The sequence below is a fragment of the Fodinicurvata sediminis DSM 21159 genome, from assembly GCF_000420625.1.
Lineage (GTDB): Bacteria > Pseudomonadota > Alphaproteobacteria > Kiloniellales > DSM-21159 > Fodinicurvata > Fodinicurvata sediminis.
The window spans coordinates 54562-71964 of record NZ_ATVH01000018.1 but is presented as its reverse complement, the minus strand read 5'-3'; the positions used below and the strand labels follow the sequence as shown (position 1 = coordinate 71964).

At 59.0% G+C, this 17403-nt stretch carries 14 protein-coding genes and 1 tRNA gene; 3 read left to right on the top strand and 12 right to left on the bottom strand.

Annotated features, from left to right (window positions below; genetic code table 11):
• Positions 1-76 precede the first annotated feature (76 nt).
• The gene (locus G502_RS0115490) at positions 77-2014 is read left to right on the top strand and encodes an outer membrane beta-barrel protein (RefSeq protein WP_026989561.1); all 1938 of its coding nucleotides are present in this window, start codon (positions 77-79) and stop codon (positions 2012-2014) included.
• 71 nt (positions 2015-2085) lie between these two features.
• Here G502_RS0115490 and G502_RS0115485 read toward each other — a convergent pair.
• Together G502_RS0115485 and G502_RS0115480 are read right to left on the bottom strand one after the other, a co-directional pair.
• Positions 2086-2161, bottom strand: a tRNA-Glu gene (locus G502_RS0115485).
• A gap of 82 nt (positions 2162-2243) precedes the next feature.
• Entirely contained in the window at positions 2244-2570 is a 327-nt protein-coding gene (locus G502_RS0115480; protein ID WP_026989560.1) for a hypothetical protein, read from the bottom strand.
• 99 nt (positions 2571-2669) lie between these two features.
• On the opposite strand from G502_RS0115480, the gene G502_RS0115475 reads away from it, so the two are divergent.
• Both G502_RS0115475 and rpoH read left to right on the top strand, forming a co-directional pair.
• A complete protein-coding gene (locus G502_RS0115475) occupies positions 2670-3677 on the top strand; it encodes an RluA family pseudouridine synthase (protein ID WP_022729590.1) in 1008 nt (335 codons plus the stop codon).
• A gap of 75 nt (positions 3678-3752) precedes the next feature.
• The gene (gene rpoH, locus G502_RS0115470; protein ID WP_022729589.1) at positions 3753-4649 is read left to right on the top strand and encodes an RNA polymerase sigma factor RpoH; all 897 of its coding nucleotides are present in this window, start codon (positions 3753-3755) and stop codon (positions 4647-4649) included.
• A gap of 63 nt (positions 4650-4712) precedes the next feature.
• Here the strand turns inward: rpoH and G502_RS21635 are convergent, their stop codons facing one another.
• The 10 genes from G502_RS21635 to folP all read right to left on the bottom strand — a co-directional run bounded on the left by G502_RS21635 (position 4713) and on the right by folP (position 17320).
• Complete coding sequence (locus G502_RS21635) at positions 4713-5261, bottom strand: hypothetical protein (RefSeq protein WP_022729588.1); 549 nt, start codon at positions 5259-5261, stop codon at positions 4713-4715.
• A gap of 13 nt (positions 5262-5274) precedes the next feature.
• Positions 5275-7353, bottom strand: coding sequence for a protein kinase family protein (locus tag G502_RS0115460; RefSeq protein WP_022729587.1), 2079 nt, complete (start codon positions 7351-7353; stop codon positions 5275-5277).
• 117 nt (positions 7354-7470) lie between these two features.
• On the bottom strand, positions 7471-8763 hold the full coding sequence (locus G502_RS0115455) for an adenylosuccinate synthase (RefSeq protein ID WP_022729586.1): 1293 nt from the start codon (positions 8761-8763) through the stop codon (positions 7471-7473).
• A gap of 6 nt (positions 8764-8769) precedes the next feature.
• Positions 8770-9936: an ATP phosphoribosyltransferase regulatory subunit gene (locus G502_RS0115450; RefSeq protein WP_022729585.1), complete on the bottom strand. Its 1167-nt coding sequence runs from the start codon at positions 9934-9936 to the stop codon at positions 8770-8772.
• Positions 9937-10167: 231 nt separating this feature from the next.
• Positions 10168-11751, bottom strand: coding sequence for a phosphoglycerate dehydrogenase (serA, locus tag G502_RS0115445; protein ID WP_022729584.1), 1584 nt, complete (start codon positions 11749-11751; stop codon positions 10168-10170).
• 47 nt (positions 11752-11798) lie between these two features.
• The gene (locus G502_RS0115440; protein WP_026989557.1) at positions 11799-12971 is read right to left on the bottom strand and encodes a phosphoserine transaminase; all 1173 of its coding nucleotides are present in this window, start codon (positions 12969-12971) and stop codon (positions 11799-11801) included.
• Positions 12972-13266: 295 nt separating this feature from the next.
• Positions 13267-14073, bottom strand: coding sequence for a bifunctional hydroxymethylpyrimidine kinase/phosphomethylpyrimidine kinase (gene thiD / locus G502_RS0115435; protein ID WP_022729582.1), 807 nt, complete (start codon positions 14071-14073; stop codon positions 13267-13269).
• Between the two features lie 9 nt (positions 14074-14082).
• Positions 14083-14868: a bifunctional hydroxymethylpyrimidine kinase/phosphomethylpyrimidine kinase gene (locus G502_RS0115430; protein WP_022729581.1), complete on the bottom strand. Its 786-nt coding sequence runs from the start codon at positions 14866-14868 to the stop codon at positions 14083-14085.
• Positions 14869-14893: 25 nt separating this feature from the next.
• On the bottom strand, positions 14894-16234 hold the full coding sequence (gene glmM / locus G502_RS0115425) for a phosphoglucosamine mutase (protein WP_022729580.1): 1341 nt from the start codon (positions 16232-16234) through the stop codon (positions 14894-14896).
• Between the two features lie 48 nt (positions 16235-16282).
• Positions 16283-17320, bottom strand: coding sequence for a dihydropteroate synthase (gene folP / locus G502_RS20650; RefSeq protein WP_022729579.1), 1038 nt, complete (start codon positions 17318-17320; stop codon positions 16283-16285).
• Positions 17321-17403: the final 83 nt, after the last annotated feature.

Sequence of the window (17403 nt, the reverse complement as noted above, 5' to 3'; positions counted from 1 at the left end):
ATACAGTTCAGAAACCAGTGAGCCATCAAGCCGTTCGGTTCAGCCTGCGATAAAAGATATTGCTTGGGGGGTGCATTTGGCGGTTGGAACAAAACAAGATGACCGTCTGGAAGTCATTGGTTTCGATTTTTTTGCCGGTTCGAGACCACCATTAAAGGGAACCAATAGTATCGCCGCGGTTGCAGCCGGTTTCATAACCGTCGTTGCATCCCTTGCGCAGGGTCAGGAATTGCCGCCCGAAATACCGGATCAGTCCCCGGCCACGCGGGCCTTGCTTGAGAGTCCGAACCTAGGGCGGCTGACCTTCAATCAGAACCGGGCAGATCAGTTCGACCGTTTCCCTGACATGAACCGATGGGAAGAGCGTGGGGACCGATGGGAGGAGCGCGGGCCGCCCGGCTCGGGCCCCAACGTTTCGGCGATCCGGGCCGAATTGCGTCAACTCTATCTAGCGACGGTGCAGCCGTCCCAGCTTGCGGCCGATGCCGTGCCAACCGACCAGGGCGCTCGACGAAACGATCAACGCGCACAGGCCACGCCCGGCATTCAGTTGGCGTCGGCCAACCCGGCCCGCGACGGCCGGCAACAACGGGCGCAAACGCCCGCATATGGCGAACTGGCAACATTGCTGGGCGAGAACCCGCAGGCTGCAATCAATGAACTGGACCAGCTTACCGAAACCAATCCAAACGACGGGCGACTGTGGCAACTGCTGGGGGCTGCGCAGCTGAGTGTCGAGGGTTACGGACAAGCGGTGGGCGCCTTGCGGCTCGCGATCGAACACGGTCGCGACAAGCCTCTGGTCCGTCAGGCGCTCGGGGATGCGCTGCTGGGCGTGGACAAGCCTGGTGCGGCGCTCGACCAGCTGCGTCAGGGACCCGATACCGGCCGTAACCGGCTCGGACAGGCGACCGCGCTGATCCGCCTGGAGAGGGTGGAAGAAGCGCTGCCTTTGCTGGATGAAGCGGAAAAGCTTACGCCGGAACTTGAAGCCCGCGTGCGGGCGGTGCGGGCGGGCGCATTGAAACTGGCGAATCGTCAGGAGGAGGCCGAGGAAGAAATCGCCCGCGGACGCTCTCTCGCACAGGACCGCGAGTTGTTGGATAGCTATGATCGGATTGCGCGGCCATATCCTTCGAGAGGAACCGGTTCCTGGGGTTACAGCGCCTCCCTCAAAGCTGGCTACAACGACAACGTTGCCTTGCGTTCGGACAGCGCGCCGGGCTCGGCGCCGGACGAATCCGACTACCAGTTGGAGCCGGCCCTCAGCGCCTGGGGCGTGCTGTTCGACAACCAGTCAACCCGTGTCATAGCAGAAGGCAACGTTTATGGGGCGCTGCACGCCGACCGTGAAGAATTCAACGAGGTCTTCACCGATCTGGGCCTTAGGGCCAAACATGATTTGGATGACTCGTGGCGGGTCTCAGCTGGCATCGGGGCCGAATACGGCAACATCGACGGCGACAGCTACGTCTTTAGCACGCGCGGAGAAATAGGGCTCCACTGGCAGCAGACGGATTGGAGCGAGACTTCACTAAGCTATACGCTGTCGCATCGAGACTTCATGTTCGATACGGTGGCAGAGGAAGACCGCGACGGTCTCTTGCACCGCGGAGTCCTCTCGCAAAACTTTCGGTTTGACGGGTTGGCTGAAGGCGCAGAGTTGTCACCCTACGTTTCCCTGTCCCGGGAACAGACTGAAGGTGCCTCCGCGGAGAACCACGGTTGGGGCGTTGGTCTAGACGGCCGCGTACGGCCGCTCGACAAGCTCACCTTGTTCGCAGGCGGCGGCTATCGCAAATACAACTACAACAACCCCAGCGTTCGGACCAACTTCGCCTTTGAGCGCGAGGATGAAACCTGGCACGCGAGGGCCGGCGTTCGGTATAGAGCGACGGACTGGGCAACTGTCGGTTTGCGCTACAGCTATCTCGATAAGGACTCCAACATCCCAGCCTCATTCAGTTACGAGCAGAACACGATACTTGTGACGCTGACAATTCCGGGGCCGTAATCTTCGGGAATAAGCTAGGAGGTCGCTGTGGCCTACAGGTGGCCAGAGGCTATCAGCAACGTTATGGTAATTGGCGTCCCCTAGGGGATTCGAACCCCTGTTGCCGCCGTGAGAGGGCGGTGTCCTAGGCCTCTAGACGAAGGGGACGCTGTGTCCAGGCCGGGAGCGAGGATATACAGAAATCCTTGGGGCTCGGCAACCGCTTTCGCTTGGCCAACTGCAAGAATTTTCACTGGCCGTCTTGCAGCCCTATACGGCCACGAACTTCGCCGTTACCGGCATCCAACAGGATGATCTGCGCGCAGGCCTCACCTGCCCGTCCTTGACCTTTCAGCAGGAGCAGCAAGCCGCCCTGCCCGTCACTCTTGAGGCTGTCCACAGTGCAGCCATTGGGCAAGTCGACCTGGGTTTCAAAATAACTGTCTTCGGATGACCTGGCATCTTCGCTTTTCTCGGTCATCTGGGTCGCCTGGCGCGCAAAGCCCCATACGACCAGTCCCATCCCAACAATGATCAGAAGGCCCATTGCGATGACCAGTGCCTTTAATGCGTGCATGAATCCCTGTTCTCCGGAATAATCAGATCAGTGAGCGCCACCGGCGAAGCCGTGTCATCACAACCCCCATTCGCGCACCGCACACACGACCCGTCAAGCATGTCCGACGACACCGAAAAGCCGAATGCCTGCGAGACGGAAACGGGGCGCCATGAAATCTTTGTGGCACCTGAGGAAGCCGGCATGCGTCTCGACCGGCTGTTGGCGAACAGGCTTCCCACTCTTTCGCGCCGGCGGATCAAGTCCCTGATCGCCCAGGGCGCCCTGAAGAATGATGGCAGGACGATAGTCGAGGCCTCATTGCGGGTCAAATCCAGCCAAACTTTTGCCATAGAGATCCCCGAGACTCGCAAGCAGAGTCTGGAAGCTCAGCCCTTGGAGCTGGATATCCTTCACGAGGATTCGGAACTTCTTGTCCTCAATAAGCCTGCCGGTCTGGTTATCCATCCGGCAGCAGGAACACCTGATGGTACATTGGTCAATGCCCTGCTGGCCCATTGCGGCGACAGCCTCAGGCAGGTGGGAGGTGAGGAACGTTGCGGCATCGTTCATCGACTGGACAAGGACACCAGCGGTGTCCTTGTCGCAGCAAAGAGCGAGGCGGCATACAACAGTCTGGTCAGCCAGTTTTCGAGCCGACAGGTGTCGCGCGAATATATGGCCTTGGCGTGGGGTGCACTGAACCCGCGGGAGGGAGAGATTGAAGGCAATATCGGACGAAGCCCGATCAACCGAAAGAAAATGGCTGTCCTGCGCACAGGCGGGAAGCCGGCGCGCACCCATTATCGCAGCATCCGCAGCTATGGCGCAGAAGCTGTCAGCCAACTGTCCTGCCGTCTCGACAGTGGTCGGACACACCAGATTCGCGTTCACCTGGCCCACGCGGGACATCCACTTTTGGGAGACCCCCTTTACGGACGCCGGCGTCCGGCGCTTCTGAAACAATTGCCCGAACAGCTATCCACTGCCTTGTGTGCCTTTCCGCGACAGGCCCTGCACGCCCGCACGCTGGGCTTTGAACATCCGGAAACTGGAGAATGGATTGATTTTACGACAGATCTGCCTTGCGACCTAAAAAACTTGATCAAACTTCTGGAATGCTTATAAAATAATCATGACCATATTGGTATGGTTTGAATCGACCCGGCCGGAAAATATCCGGGTCGTAAAGGAGTCGTGGATATGACCGGTTTACCTTCTGCTTCAAAATTGCCTGCGCTGACAAGCGACAGCAACCTGACCCGTTATCTGCAGGAAATCCGCAAGTTTCCCATGCTCGATGCGGACGAGGAGTACATGCTGGCCAAGCGCTGGCAGGATCGTGAGGATACCGAAGCCGCTCACAAGCTGGTAACCAGCCACCTGCGTCTGGTCGCCAAGATTGCCATGGGCTATCGTGGTTATGGCCTGCCCATCTCGGAGCTGATCTCCGAGGGCAACGTCGGGATGATGCAGGCCGTCAAGCGCTTCGACCCCGAACGCGGCTTCCGTCTGGCCACCTATGCCATGTGGTGGATCCGCGCGGCCATCCAGGAGTACATCCTGCATTCCTGGTCCTTGGTCAAGATGGGCACCACTGCCGCGCAGAAGAAACTGTTCTTCAACCTGCGCAAACTGAAGGGGCAGATGCAGGCCATCGAGGACGGGGACATGAACCCGGATCAGGTCTCGCACATTTCGGAGCAACTCAGCGTTCCCGAACAGGACGTCATCAACATGAACCGCCGGCTGGCCAGCCCGGATCATTCCCTGAATGCGCCTCTACGGATCGATGGCGAAGGTGAATGGCAGGACTGGCTGACCGATGAAACCGAAGACCAGGAAACCCTGCTTGGTGACCAGCAGGAAATGGACAAGCGCCGGCAGCTCCTGGCCGGAGCCATGGAGAACCTGAACGAGCGGGAGAAGCATATTCTTCAGGAACGCCGCCTGAAGGAAGAAGCCACCACGCTTGAGGAATTGAGCCAGGAATACGGTATCAGCCGCGAACGCGTACGCCAGATCGAGGTGCGTGCCTTCGAAAAACTGCAAAAGGCCATCAAGAACGCGGCCCTGGACGAAAAACTCGCCGCCAACTGACCGAACAGGTTCTGTTTATAGGAACTGGCTGTTTACAAAAACTGGAAGTACGGCGGAGCCGAATCAGCTTGGCTCCGCCGTTTTTCTGTCCGGATCGTCGTCCGTCACGGTCAGGCCGCTGACTTCCTGTCCCCACTCGTGGACCAGCTTTTCCTGGCGTTGGCGATACTGCTTCAGGCGCGACTGTGTGATCATGACGTAATAGGTCTGGCAAACCGGCACGGCCAGCATCAAGATCATCCACCCTGTCGCCGCTGCCCCATATGCTGTCAGCCAGACCATCAGATCCCCCATCAGCACCATGGCTGCAGACAGGCTTTGGCCCATGGCCCAGAGCTTCACCAGCGATGGCAAGGCGCCACAGAAGTTCAGAAGCGAAACCGTCAAAGCCGTATGCCGGCCGGGCTGCCTGTCAGTGATGAAAGCCACCAGACTGGGCAGCATCGTGACGCAGATGAGGATGAATGTCGGAAATAGAACCACAATTGCAGGGATACCCAACAGGACACCGGCCGACAGCCGCATCCAGCTGATTCCCTTGCCTTTCCCTGCCTGCTGACCTTCCATGCCCTGGATGGTGTTTGCTGAAGCCTTGTTTGTACGTGCTACCATAAGATTCGTACCTTTAGGTCACATACAGTAAGGTCATGAACAACAGTCCGACCCCGGACGCCAAGCCGGCTGCTACAGCCGAAGCAGATCGTGCCCGGGCGGATACAAAGACGCTATCGGTCAACTTGCCATCTTCAAGCCCCTGACATTCGCGTTCCAGGGCCTGGTATTCGCGGCGGGCCAGATCAAATCCACGCTCATCCCGTTCGCGTCGTTCCTGATCGCCCACAGCACGCGCAAGGTCCGGCAGGCTGCCGGCTTTCACGGCGGAATCGATGGCCCGCTGAAGTTCCTCGCGCAACTGCCGGCTGTGAAAGGAATCAACAAAGGGTTTGAGATAATCGGACAGCCAGGTCGCAAGCTTGGGCAGATGGTGCTGATCCGTTCTCTGGGCCACCTCGGCCAGGAAGAGAACAATCCCGCTGATTCGTGCGGCTTCGGTCGTCGTTTCTCCCAGGGCCAGAATGGTGCGCTCCGGTATATCCCCCAACTGGGAACAGGCGAAGGCGGCAATGTGCCGGTCCAGTGGCTCCGCATCCCTGCTGCTTGAAGCGCGCGCCTCAAGGGCCGGCAGCAAGCGCTTTACATCCGTGACATAGGCCTCGCGCACCAGCGGACTCAAGCAAGGCCAACCTGGATTGAACTGATAGAGGCACCGTTCGATCCCGTATGCGGGCAAGGGCCGGGAGATATAATTGTAGAGATCCTCGAAGGTGCGTTGCATCACTCCAAGTTCTGCCGAGGTATGTGGCTGCGCCTCCAGCCAGCTTTGCGGCAAGCGACGGGCAATGACTTCGCTGATCAGTTCCTGAAAGCCCGGAGTCTCGAATTCCACGGCCAATGCCTGAGTCAGACCGTCAGGCTCCACTGACAGTTCGCGATAGCGTATCGGAGCCGATGGATCCATGATCATCAGCAGGCGGCTAAGTGCCTTGTCCGAAAGGGACTCCGAAGCGCCGGAGAAACTGCTCTTGCGGACCTGTCCCGTGGTTTCGAGAACTCTGTCCGAAATGGTCTCATCGCCCAGGCTACGGCGGATCCATACCGCGATCTCATGTGCATCGATTTCGGATTGCGCGGCCTTCCAATCGCTTCCGATCGCGGCACTGAGTGAACGCAGATTCCAGTATTTGGTATCCCGGTAGGTAAAGGGACGGGCGCCTCTCTGCGGCAGGCTGGGCTGCTTGGGGCTGAGGTGCCGCCCGTTGGCCCAGATAGAGAGGTTCTCAAGGCTCCAGCGCTCGCGCGGATCATCGCAGAGCAGTCCGCGCAGCAATTCCATGATGGGCAACGATGTTCGCAGATTGCGCACGACCGTGGCATAGGTGCCCTGGGAGATTTTCGATTGAACAAGGGCATGACGGGTCATTCCCTCGACCGGGTTCTTTCCGTTCAGCAGGAAAACCAGCATGACCCCGAAGGCATAGAGATCATCGGCAATTGAACCCGGGCCCCGACCCGATGGTCGTGACAGGACACCTTCGATGGGCTCGTAGACATCCGGCTGATCCAGGCCCGCCGGGGACGTCACGCATTCTCCCAAAATGACACTGTTATGCGCGGCATCGCGCCAGAAGATATTGTTGGCCCGAATGGCTCGATGCGTCACACCACGTTCCGCCATGTTCTCCAGCAAGGGCACCAGGGGCTGCACAACCTTTCGCGTCAGAGCATCTTCATTGAAAGCGCTGAAGGCTTCATCGGGTGACTGCTGGACTCTTTCGCCGACAGGCTCCTCAAAGACCACGGCGGGCCGGCGCATCCCCTCCTGCATGCCCCAGTCGATCAGACCGAAGGTGACAGGCTGCAAGAGGTGATCCAGATCCTCGCCCTTCAGATGGCGCATGGTATCCAGGCGCGGCGACAGAAATTCCTCGCAAACCAAGGCAAAATAATTGTCTGCCTTGCCGGAAGAGAGGAAACGCTTGTCCCTGGCCGCAAAGGCACGTGCATGGGGCTGATTGAGGTGCGGCAAAGGTTGACGCGGGTCGATTTCCCAGTTCTTGCCAAGCAAGACTGGTTCCAACCGAACCCCCCTTGCCGACTGGCCGGAAGGTTCTTCGCTGCGCTTCTGGGCGGTTGCCTCACTCATTGCCGATACAGCCACGATTCCGGGATAGAAAGAACTTTATGCAAAGCCCTCCCCGTCTTACCGCAATAGAGATAATTAAGTGTTAACGTGACTGCGCCTGGTGGGAAGCGACAGCTATCAACCTGCGTATGGATCCCGCATCACGATGGTGTCGTCGCGTGAGGGACTGGTGGACAGCAACGTGACAGGCGCCTCGATCAACTCTTCTATGCGGCGAATGTATTTAACCGCCGTGGCTGGCAGTTCAGCCCATGAGCGCGCCCCCTGGGTGCTCTGCTGCCATCCTTCGAAGGTCTCGTAGAGCGGTTGGGCGCGTTCCTGCAAGCGCGACTGGGAGGGCAGGTAGTCATAGCGGCGTCCGTCGATTTCATAGCCCACGCAGACTTTCAATTCATCCATGCCATCCAGGACGTCCAGCTTGGTCAAGGCGATGCCATCGATCCCGCCGGTCTTGATTGTCTGGCGCACAAGAACGGCATCGAACCAACCACAGCGCCGCTGGCGCCCGGTCACAGTACCAAACTCTCGGCCCTTCTCACCCAGTTGACGGCCAATTTCGTCATCCAGTTCCGTTGGGAAGGGCCCCGCCCCCACACGCGTTGTGTAGGCTTTGGTGATACCCAGCACCATATCGATGGCATGCGGACCTGTCCCTGACCCCGCTGCGGCCTGCCCGCCAACCGTGTTGGAGGAGGTCACATAGGGATAGGTTCCATGATCCACGTCGAGCATGGCCCCCTGCGCGCCCTCGAACAGGATACGCCTTCCCTGGCGACGTGCGGTATCAAGGGTTGCCCACACACGTGAGGCAAAGGGCAGAAGCCTGGGGGCTATCGCCTGCAATTCCGCGATCAGGGAATCGCGCTCCATTTCCTCTTCGCCCAATCCCCGCAGCAGAGCATTGTGATGAACCAGCAGAGCATCAACACGCTCTGCAATCAGATCTGGATCTGCCAGGTCACACAGACGCACGGCACGTCGGCCGACCTTGTCCTCATAGGCAGGACCAATCCCACGGCCGGTTGTCCCGATGGCCTTGCCACCGCGTGCCGTTTCACGTGCCCGGTCGACGCGTCCATGCAGAGGCAGTATCAGTGCAGCGTTATCGGCAATGCGCAGATTGTCCGGAGAAATCTGTACGCCTTGGTCTTGCAGGCGCTCGATCTCCTCCATCAGGGCCCAGGGATCCACCACGACGCCATTGCCGATGATGGACAGCTTGTCCGACCGCACCACACCGGATGGCAGAAGCGACAACTTGTAGGTCACATCATCAATGACCAACGTATGGCCCGCATTGTGTCCACCCTGAAAACGCACGACCACGTCCGCACGTTCACTCAACCAGTCGACAATCTTGCCCTTGCCTTCGTCCCCCCACTGGGAGCCGACAACCACAACGTTGGCCATGAAACCCTAGTCCTCCAATTCCTCGATCTTGTCCCCCACAAGAATGTGGGTGCAATTCAGGCGGCGCGCTTCGCTTTCGGGATGAATCCCGTCATCCAATGCTGCCACCGTAACCCAGCCGGCCGCTCTGTAAGCCGTCGCAATCGCGCTTTCTGCATCCACAGGCAGGAAAAGCCGCCGTGCATGGGCGGGCGCCGGTAGAGCTCGTAGGACGGAGTCCATGAAAAGGGTGAAGCCAATAGCAGGTTCTCCCTCTTGTTCCCCGCGCGGAGCGTCGTAACGGCCGCCGCGCCCCAATTCTCCGCGTACACCCGAGGCAAAGAGGGTAAAGGAAAGGCCTGTCTGGTATTCAAAGCCACGATGGTCGACGCAGTCCACGGTCATGACAAGGTCAGGAGTCATCACTCGCACCTCGTCGATCACCTGGGCCAGGCGCTCGATCTCTTCACGCACCGCAGCCGGCAAAGACAGATTTCCAATGCGCTCCAGCGCCTCTTCGGCCAGCCCCGAGGCTCGCAACAGTCCATCGAAAAGGGCAGCATGCGTGCCGGCCGCCTGCTGCACCGCTGCAGAATCCTTTCTGTCCAGGGCGGCACGCAATTCCTGCTGCATGCTGTCCGGCAGTTCCAGTGCATCGAACACCCGCCCTACCAGGGTCGGCAGGGACAGATCGACCGACAACTCTTCGACACCCAGTGTCCGCAAGGCATCTGCTGCCAGGAAGACAGCTTCGGCATCGGCGCGCGAGGAGGAGCTTCCGATGAGTTCCATACCGACCTGGGTGAACTGTCGTTCCGGACGCAGCTGGCTGCCGCGCACACGCAGGACCTCTCCTGCATAGCAAAGCCGCAGCGGCCGCGGTTCCCGGGCCAGTCGCGAGATGGCAACACGCGCCACTTGGGGCGTCATGTCGGCCCTCAAGCCCATCATACGCTGGCTGACCGGATCCATCAGCCGAAAGGTCTGATCCGAAACCTGCCCCCCAGGGCCGGCCAGCAGACTGTCCTCGAATTCGATAAGCGGAGGTTTGATGCGCTCATAGCCATGGCGGCTCACATGGCGAATCAGCTTCTCCACAATGGCCGCCTCATGGGCCGCATTCGGATAGAGTATGTCCTGCAGGCCAGCAGGCAGCAAAGCCTGCCTCGCACCGTTTGGGTCGCCGGAGTGCATATACCCCCCATCCTTTCGGCGTCTGGCGCACAGCACCTGGCCCGTTCAAAGCCCTGTGCCCCGTCCAGCCACACACGAACGTGAAGCCACGGACCTGCTTTAACGCAAGCGGCCCGTAGCTTCACTGTTCATACTGCCATAGACCGTAAAAATCGGGGGCATTGATCCCACATGAAACGGCCCTGCTCCAGCGTTTTTTGACGCGCAGAAGCTGTCAAATGGCCTGACGGCTCAAAAGCGCAGGGGTTCTGCCCGCAGCACCTGTGGCAGCGCGCGAATTTCCTTCAGGATGGGGGCCGGCACATCGCCATCCAGCTCAAGCAGGCAGATGGCATCCCCACCGAATTCGGTTCGGCCCAGATGGAATGTTGCGATGTTCAAGCCGGCATCGGAAAGAATACGCCCCAAGGCACCGATCACACCGGGTTTGTCCTGATTGGTCAGATAGAGCATGTGCTTGCCCAACTGCGCCTCGACCTGGATGCCCTTGATCTCAACGAGGCGCGGCTTGCTGCCGCCGAACAGGGTTCCGGCAACCGAGCGTTCCTGGTTTTCGGTCTCGATCGTGACCCGGATTAGGGTCTGGTAGTCACAGTCCCGCTCGTACTTCACCTCGGCCACATCGATGTCCCGCTCCCGAGCCATGATCGGCGCATTGACCATGTTCACGGAATCCAGCATCGGCTGCAAAAGCCCGACCAGCACCGTCTGTGTCAAGGGCCTGGTGTTCAGGCCGGCGACATGCCCTTCATACTCGATCCGCACCGACTGCAAGCCCGTGCGTGTCAGCTGGCCAGCGAAGGAGCCCAGCTGTTCAGCCAGGGACATATAGGGCCCCAGATGCTTGGCATCCTCGGCACTGAGCGAGGGCATGTTGATGGCGTTGGTCACCGCACCGGTCAGGATATAGTCCGACATTTGTTCGGCCACCTGGACGGCCACCTTTTCCTGAGCTTCGCTGGTCGAGGCACCAAGATGCGGCGTGCAGACAAGGTTCGGATGACCGAAAAGCGCATTCTCCTTGGCCGGCTCCACCTCAAAGACGTCCAGGGCCGCTGCGGCAACCTGGCCAGAGTCCAGTGCCTGCTTTAGATCTTCCTCGACGACCAGGCCACCGCGCGCGCAGTTGACGATACGCACGCCCTCCTTGCACTTGGCCATGGTCTCAGCATCCAGAATCCCGCGTGTCTGGTCGTTCAGGGGCACATGAAGCGTGATGAGATCGGCACGGGCCAGCAGATCGTCCAGTTCGACCTTCTCAATGCCCAAATCCTTTGCGCGTTCCAGTGACAGGAAGGGATCATAGGAAACCACCTTCATCTTCAGGCCCTGTGCACGCTCGGCGACGATGGTGCCGATATTTCCGCAACCAATCAGTCCCAGGGTCTTGCCAGTCAGCTCGGTGCCCATGAACTTGGACTTTTCCCACTTGCCGGCGTGTGTGGATTCATTGGCCTGAGGAATCTGGCGCGCCATGGCAAACATCATGGCGATGGCATGCTCGGCCGTGGTGACGGCATTTCCATAGGGCGTGTTCATCACAACCACACCGTTGGCCGTCGCAGCCGGGATATCGATGTTGTCCACACCAATACCGGCGCGACCGACAACTTTCAAGTTGCCCTTGGCGCCGGCTTCCAGGACGCGTTCCGTCGCCTTTGTCGCGGAACGCACTGCCAGTCCGTCATAATCGGCAATGCGCTCGACCAGTTCATCTTCCGAAAGTCCAGTGAGGACATCGGCTTCCAGGCCGCGCTGTCGAAAGACATCGACAGCAAGCGGGCTCAGTTTGTCTGCAATAAGGATCTTTGGCATGAATCAATGGTTTCCATTCTGTTTCAAGAGAGGCTTCGACGTCTGCTTCAGGCGTTGGCTGCCTTAACCTCGGCATAAGCCCAATCAAGCCACGGCATCAGCGCCTTCATGTCGCTCTGTTCAACCGTGGCACCGCCCCAGATACGCAGTCCCGCCGGCGCATCCCGGTAGGCATTGATATCGTGGGCCACGCCCTCTTCCTCAAGCTTTGCCGCGATGCCATCGGCCACGCTTGCCTGCTTGTCTTCAGGCAATGCCGTGAACCAGGGATCGACGATCTTGAGGCAAATGGAGGTGGACGAGCGACTTCCCGCTTCCTCGGCCAGGAAATCGGCCCATTCACTTTGTGCCACCCAGTCGGCGACAACTTGCAGGTTGTCGCGAGAGCGTGCGACCAGTGTTTCCAGGCCACCAATGGACTCCGCCCATTTCAGGGCATCCAGGGCATCCTCGACGCAAAGCATCGAAGGTGTGTTTATGGTAGCCCCCCGGAATATACCCTCGTTCAGCTTGCCGCCCTTGGTCAGGCGGAAAATCTTCGGCAAGGGCCAGGTCGGCGTATAGTTCTCCAGGCGCTCTACAGCACGTGGGCTCAAGGCCAACATGCCATGTCCGCCTTCACCGCCCAGAACCTTCTGCCAGGACCAGGTCACAACATCCAGCTTGCTGTAATCCAGTTCCATGGCGAAAGCCGCCGAAGTGGCGTCGCAGATGGCCAGGCCCTTTCGATCGGCCGGTATCCAGCCTGCATCCGGTACGCAGACTCCTGAGGTCGTGCCGTTCCAGGTAAAGACGATATCACGGTCGCCGTCCACGGAGGACAGGTCAGGCAACTGCCCATAATCAGCTTCAAGCCGACGGACATCGTCCAGCTTCAACTGCTTGACCACATCGGTCACCCAGCCCGAACCAAAGGATTCCCAGGCCAGCAAATCGACACCGCGCGCGCCAAGCAGAGACCAAAGTCCCATCTCGACAGCTCCCGTGTCGGACGCTGGGACAACCCCCAGTCGCCAGTCTTCTGGTAGACCCAGAATGCTCTTTGAGCGATCGATCACTTCCTGCAGTTTTGCCTTGCCGGCCTTGGCCCTATGGGAGCGGCCGGTGAAGGCATCTTCCAGCGCAGAAAGGGACCAACCGGGCCGTTTGGCGCATGGTCCAGAAGAGAAATTTGGATTCGCAGGACGTGTCGCAGGCTTGTTTGCCGCGCTTACAGTCATATTCATGTGAAATGGCGCTCCTTCGCGCTTATAGGTCGCTTCAGCGATAGCTGAGGGCTGGATACTAGGCCCGATGTTGCAGTGCGTCAACGCAGCTCGGGGAAATAATCCGCAAACGACGGAATCCGCCCCGGTGCAATCGGGCCGGATAAATTCCGAAAAAGAACATCTATTTTTCAGTTAGATAATAACCCGAATCTTGAAAGATCCGTCGACAAGTTAAACGATCTTAAGATGTTTAAGCTACATTAAAACCCGCAAAAGATGCTGTGTGCATGTGTGCACATCCAGTGCTTCAGTTTAACTGGAACGCGCCAACCGTATGGGCGTGATCGACACCCCCTTCGCCCTGCCCGTAACCAGGGGCTGTCTTCAAAGCACGCTGCAGGTAGGCACGCGCGCGTGCCACGGCCTGACTTCTGGTAAGTCCCTGCGCCAACCCTGTAGCGATGGCAGAAGCCAGGGTGCAGCCTGTTCCATGAGTCTGCCTTGTATCAATGCGCATATCCGAGAAGACCTCAACGCCTTCAGGAGTCGCGAGTACATCGTAGAGGATTTCGCCTTCAAGGTGCCCGCCCTTCAGCAGGACCGAACGGGGCCCCATTTCCAACAGACTGCGTGCCGCAACCTGCATCTGCTCGGGTGAGACGATTTGCATGCCGGTAAGCTTCTCGGCCTCAGGCACATTGGGCGTAAGGATATCTGCCAGTGGCAGCAGCATATTTTTCAGATTTTCAACGGCTTCCGGCTCCAGAAGGTTGGCTCCGCTTTGCGCCACCATAACGGGATCAAGGATCAGTGGAATCTTCTTAAAGTAGTCTTGTAATTCACGTGCAACCGTCTCGATAACCGCTGGCGAGTGCAGCATGCCTGTTTTCAGGGAATCGGCCCCAATATCCTGCAGGACTACCTGTATCTGCTGGGCTATGAAATCGGGATCGACGCCAAAAACCCCGTGGACTCCCTGCGTATTCTGGGCAGTAAGCGCCGTGATCGCCGTGGCAGCATAGCCCTGCAAGGCCGTGACGGTCTTGATATCCGCCTGAATCCCGGCACCGCCTCCGGAGTCCGACCCCGCGATGATAAGGACGCGTCCCTTCATTGCTTTTGCTCAACCTCCATGAATCCTCGCAAAATCAGTCAAGGCCGCGCTCTCATTCTGTTCAGAGACTATGAAATCCCGGGCACGACGTGCGGCTTCCCGGCTTTCGTGTCCCAAGGCCAACTGACAGGCCATCGCTGTGGAAAAATTGGGCGTATCGAGTCCCGCCTCACCTTCTCGCATCACCGGAAATTCCCGCTGGTACAAGACACCCTCTGCATCCAGGAAGATATCGAGGCCCCCGTCCCCTCCCGGATCCTGGGCACTGAGAAGGACAGTCTCGCTGCCAAGCGTGGCCAGGGTTTCGGCAACATGCGGCAGTTCCTCACGCCCCTCGGCCTGGAAACCACCAAGGGCATCCGCCTCACGTTCGGTCACAACCACCATCCGTGCCCTGTGGGCCAAGCGCCGTTTCCAGTGGGCAATGGCGCGCACCCCGAGTGCCGGTTCGTCATTTGCGCGAAAGAAGGCTGGCGTGATCAGGACAGGGCAGCCAGCCAGGCGGCTGTCGTCCAAAATCTGGGCGGTTGCCTCGATCTGTTCCTCCGAGGAAAGGCGTCCGACTTTCACGACGTCTATTTTCTGCGATTCCAGGATGGCTTCTGCCTGTCGGACGATAAAGGTTCCCGGCAATTCGGTTTCATCGAAATTCCGGCCCTCGTCACGTGCGGTCAGGTTCATGATAACGGTCGAAGCCGCCAGGCCATGAACGCCGGCTGTCCAGATACCAGCCTGAACACCCTTTTCCCCCAGGCAGTCGGAACGGCCTATCAGCAGGATCCTGCCTTTTGTCATCGTGTCATGTTCCTTTCCTAGGCAACTATACCTCGGCAATCGACTGGACAATGTCGTCCACGACCTGCTTTACAAGACTTGCGTCGTCTCCTTCGGCCATCACGCGGATCAAGGGTTCCGTGCCTGACTTCCGGATCACAAGCCGCCCCCCCTGGCCCAGCCTGTCCTCTCCGTCGCGGATCGCGTCTTGAACAGGGCCGGATTCAAGCGGCTGCCCCCCATTGAAACGCACATTTCTTAACAATTGGGGAACAGGCTCAAAAACGGACAGGACTTCGCTAGCAGGCCGACCATCACAGACCAGGGCTTCCAAGACCTGCAATGCGGCAATCAGGCCATCCCCCGTCGTCGTAAAATCGCTCATGATCATATGGCCGGAAGGTTCACCGCCCAGGTTGCAGTTATCCTGGCGCATGCGTTCGACTACATAGCGGTCGCCCACGGGCGTACGCAGCAATTGCAATCCCTGGCCCTGCAGGCTCCGTTCCAGACCCAGGTTCGACATCACCGTGGCGACAACCGCAGGGCTGTTGAGGCGCCCGGCCTGTTTCCAGGTGCGGGCGATGAGGCCCATAACCTGGTCTCCATCGACCAGGTGGCCCGTTTCGTCACAGAAGACGACACGGTCGGCATCGCCATCCAGTGCAAGTCCCAGATCGGCGCCTTCCGCCCTTACGCGCTCGGCCAAGGCGTCAGGAGCCGTGGCGCCGCAATCAAGATTGATATTGAAGCCGTCCGGTTCGACTCCAAGCGGGATCACCTCAGCCCCCAGTTCATAGAAGAGATCGGGCGCCACGCGGTAGGCGGCACCATGCGCGCAGTCCACGACGATCTTCAGGCCATCAAGCTGCAATCCTCTGGGAAAGCTGCTTTTCACGAATTCCAGGTAACGCCCCAGTGCATCCTCCAGGCGCCGCGCCTTGCCAAGCTCTCCCCCAGATACCCGAATCCTGTCCGGATCCTCTTCCATTCCGGTTTCGATGTTCGTCTCCACCGCGTCGGACAGCTTGAACCCATCCGGGCCAAACAGCTTGATGCCATTGTCCTCGAAGGGGTTATGTGAAGCCGAGATCATCACACCTAGATCCGCCCGCAAGCTGCGCGTCAGCATACCCACGGCCGGCGTCGGAATCGGCCCCAGCAGAACCACGTCCATGCCCACAGAAATGAAACCGGAGGTCAGCGCAGGTTCCAGCATATAACCGGAGAGTCGCGTATCCTTGCCGATGACGACCAGATTATGCTTCGGCCCACGTGCAAACTGGGCACCGGCCGCCATGGCCAGCTTCAGTGCCGTCGTGGCCGTTACCGGTTCCTGATTGGCACGGCCGCGAATGCCGTCCGTTCCAAAAAGCCGTCGTCCCATGCCTGCTTCCTCTATCCTGGCTTATGGCCCTGAAACATATCCAACTCTTCACCCTTCCACAGCGCCTTCGATGGCCTGCCATACCTTAAGGGTCTGCAGGGCCTCGTCCACATCATGCACGCGATGCATCTGCACCCCACGCGTCCATCCGGCCAGAAGCGTTGCCATGGTTCCTGAAACGCGCTCGCCCGGTTCCAGCTTTCCGCAAACCTGTGAAATAAAGGTTTTTCGGCTTGCCCCCAGCAGAACCGGACACCCCAGTGCGTGGAAGGTGGCCAAGCGATTGAGAAGCACCAGATTGTGGTCGAGCGTCTTACCAAAGCCGACACCCGGATCCACTGCGATGCGGTCTCTTGAAATACCTGCCTCAAGGCAGCAGGTGATTCTCTGCTCCAGGAAATCGAAGATATCCAGTGTCACATCGTCATAGGCAGGCGATTTCTGCATGGTCTGCGGCCGCCCCTGCATGTGCATGAGGATAACCGGCAGCCCACTCTCAGCGACAACCTTCAGACTGCGCGAATCTCCGGTCAAAGCCGTGATGTCATTCACAACTGCCGCACCGGCCTCAATAGCCGCCTCGATGACAGAAGCATGATAACTGTCAATGGATACGCGCACACCGGCCGCGCTCAATTCTTGAATTACCGGAAGAACCCGGCGCTTTTCTTCAGTATCTGGAACCGGTTCAGCACCCGGCCGCGTGGATTCACCGCCCACATCCACGAAGGCAACACCCGCTTCCCACATGGCAAGGCCATCGGCAATGGCCTTTTCCGTGGCAAAGCGTTCACCGCCATCGGAAAAGCTGTCCGGCGTTACATTCACGATCCCCATTACGCTGGGCCCCGTCATGTCCACGCCTGCGAAAGGGGTACGTGGCGCCCTAAGGCGTTCAAGGTCGATGCTCTCCTCGCCTTCCAGCTCGTCCAGGGAAACATTCTCGCGCATGACCACACCGTGTCCATCGCGCAAGGCCCTGATGCAACGCGAGAAGCTGTAGGGCCCGCCGGCGAGTGGACAGCTGCCGGGGGGGTGCTGCGGGACAATAAAATCGGGTTGAATATAGAATTTGCGCTCAGCCATAGTCTGCTTATAGCGATGATCGCCACCTCAAAAAAGCGCCCAGTCCCTTGAATGCCAGCACGAAAAAGGGCGCCTGCAAGCAG

Bases quoted from the DNA above. Each gene is read 5' to 3' on its own strand.
- G502_RS0115480 (WP_026989560.1), bottom strand. From the start codon at position 2,570: ATGCACGCATTAAAGGCACTGGTCATCGCAATGGGCCTTCTGATCATT.
- G502_RS0115475 (WP_022729590.1), top strand. From the start codon at position 2,670: ATGTCCGACGACACCGAAAAGCCGAATGCCTGCGAGACGGAAACGGGG.
- rpoH (WP_022729589.1), top strand. From the start codon at position 3,753: ATGACCGGTTTACCTTCTGCTTCAAAATTGCCTGCGCTGACAAGCGAC.
- G502_RS21635 (WP_022729588.1), bottom strand. From the start codon at position 5,261: ATGGTAGCACGTACAAACAAGGCTTCAGCAAACACCATCCAGGGCATG.
- G502_RS0115460 (WP_022729587.1), bottom strand. From the start codon at position 7,353: ATGAGTGAGGCAACCGCCCAGAAGCGCAGCGAAGAACCTTCCGGCCAG.
- G502_RS0115455 (WP_022729586.1), bottom strand. From the start codon at position 8,763: ATGGCCAACGTTGTGGTTGTCGGCTCCCAGTGGGGGGACGAAGGCAAG.
- G502_RS0115450 (WP_022729585.1), bottom strand. From the start codon at position 9,936: ATGCACTCCGGCGACCCAAACGGTGCGAGGCAGGCTTTGCTGCCTGCT.
- serA (WP_022729584.1), bottom strand. From the start codon at position 11,751: ATGCCAAAGATCCTTATTGCAGACAAACTGAGCCCGCTTGCTGTCGAT.
- G502_RS0115440 (WP_026989557.1), bottom strand. From the start codon at position 12,971: ATGACTGTAAGCGCGGCAAACAAGCCTGCGACACGTCCTGCGAATCCA.
- thiD (WP_022729582.1), bottom strand. From the start codon at position 14,073: ATGAAGGGACGCGTCCTTATCATCGCGGGGTCGGACTCCGGAGGCGGT.
- G502_RS0115430 (WP_022729581.1), bottom strand. From the start codon at position 14,868: ATGACAAAAGGCAGGATCCTGCTGATAGGCCGTTCCGACTGCCTGGGG.
- glmM (WP_022729580.1), bottom strand. From the start codon at position 16,234: ATGGGACGACGGCTTTTTGGAACGGACGGCATTCGCGGCCGTGCCAAT.
- folP (WP_022729579.1), bottom strand. From the start codon at position 17,320: ATGGCTGAGCGCAAATTCTATATTCAACCCGATTTTATTGTCCCGCAG.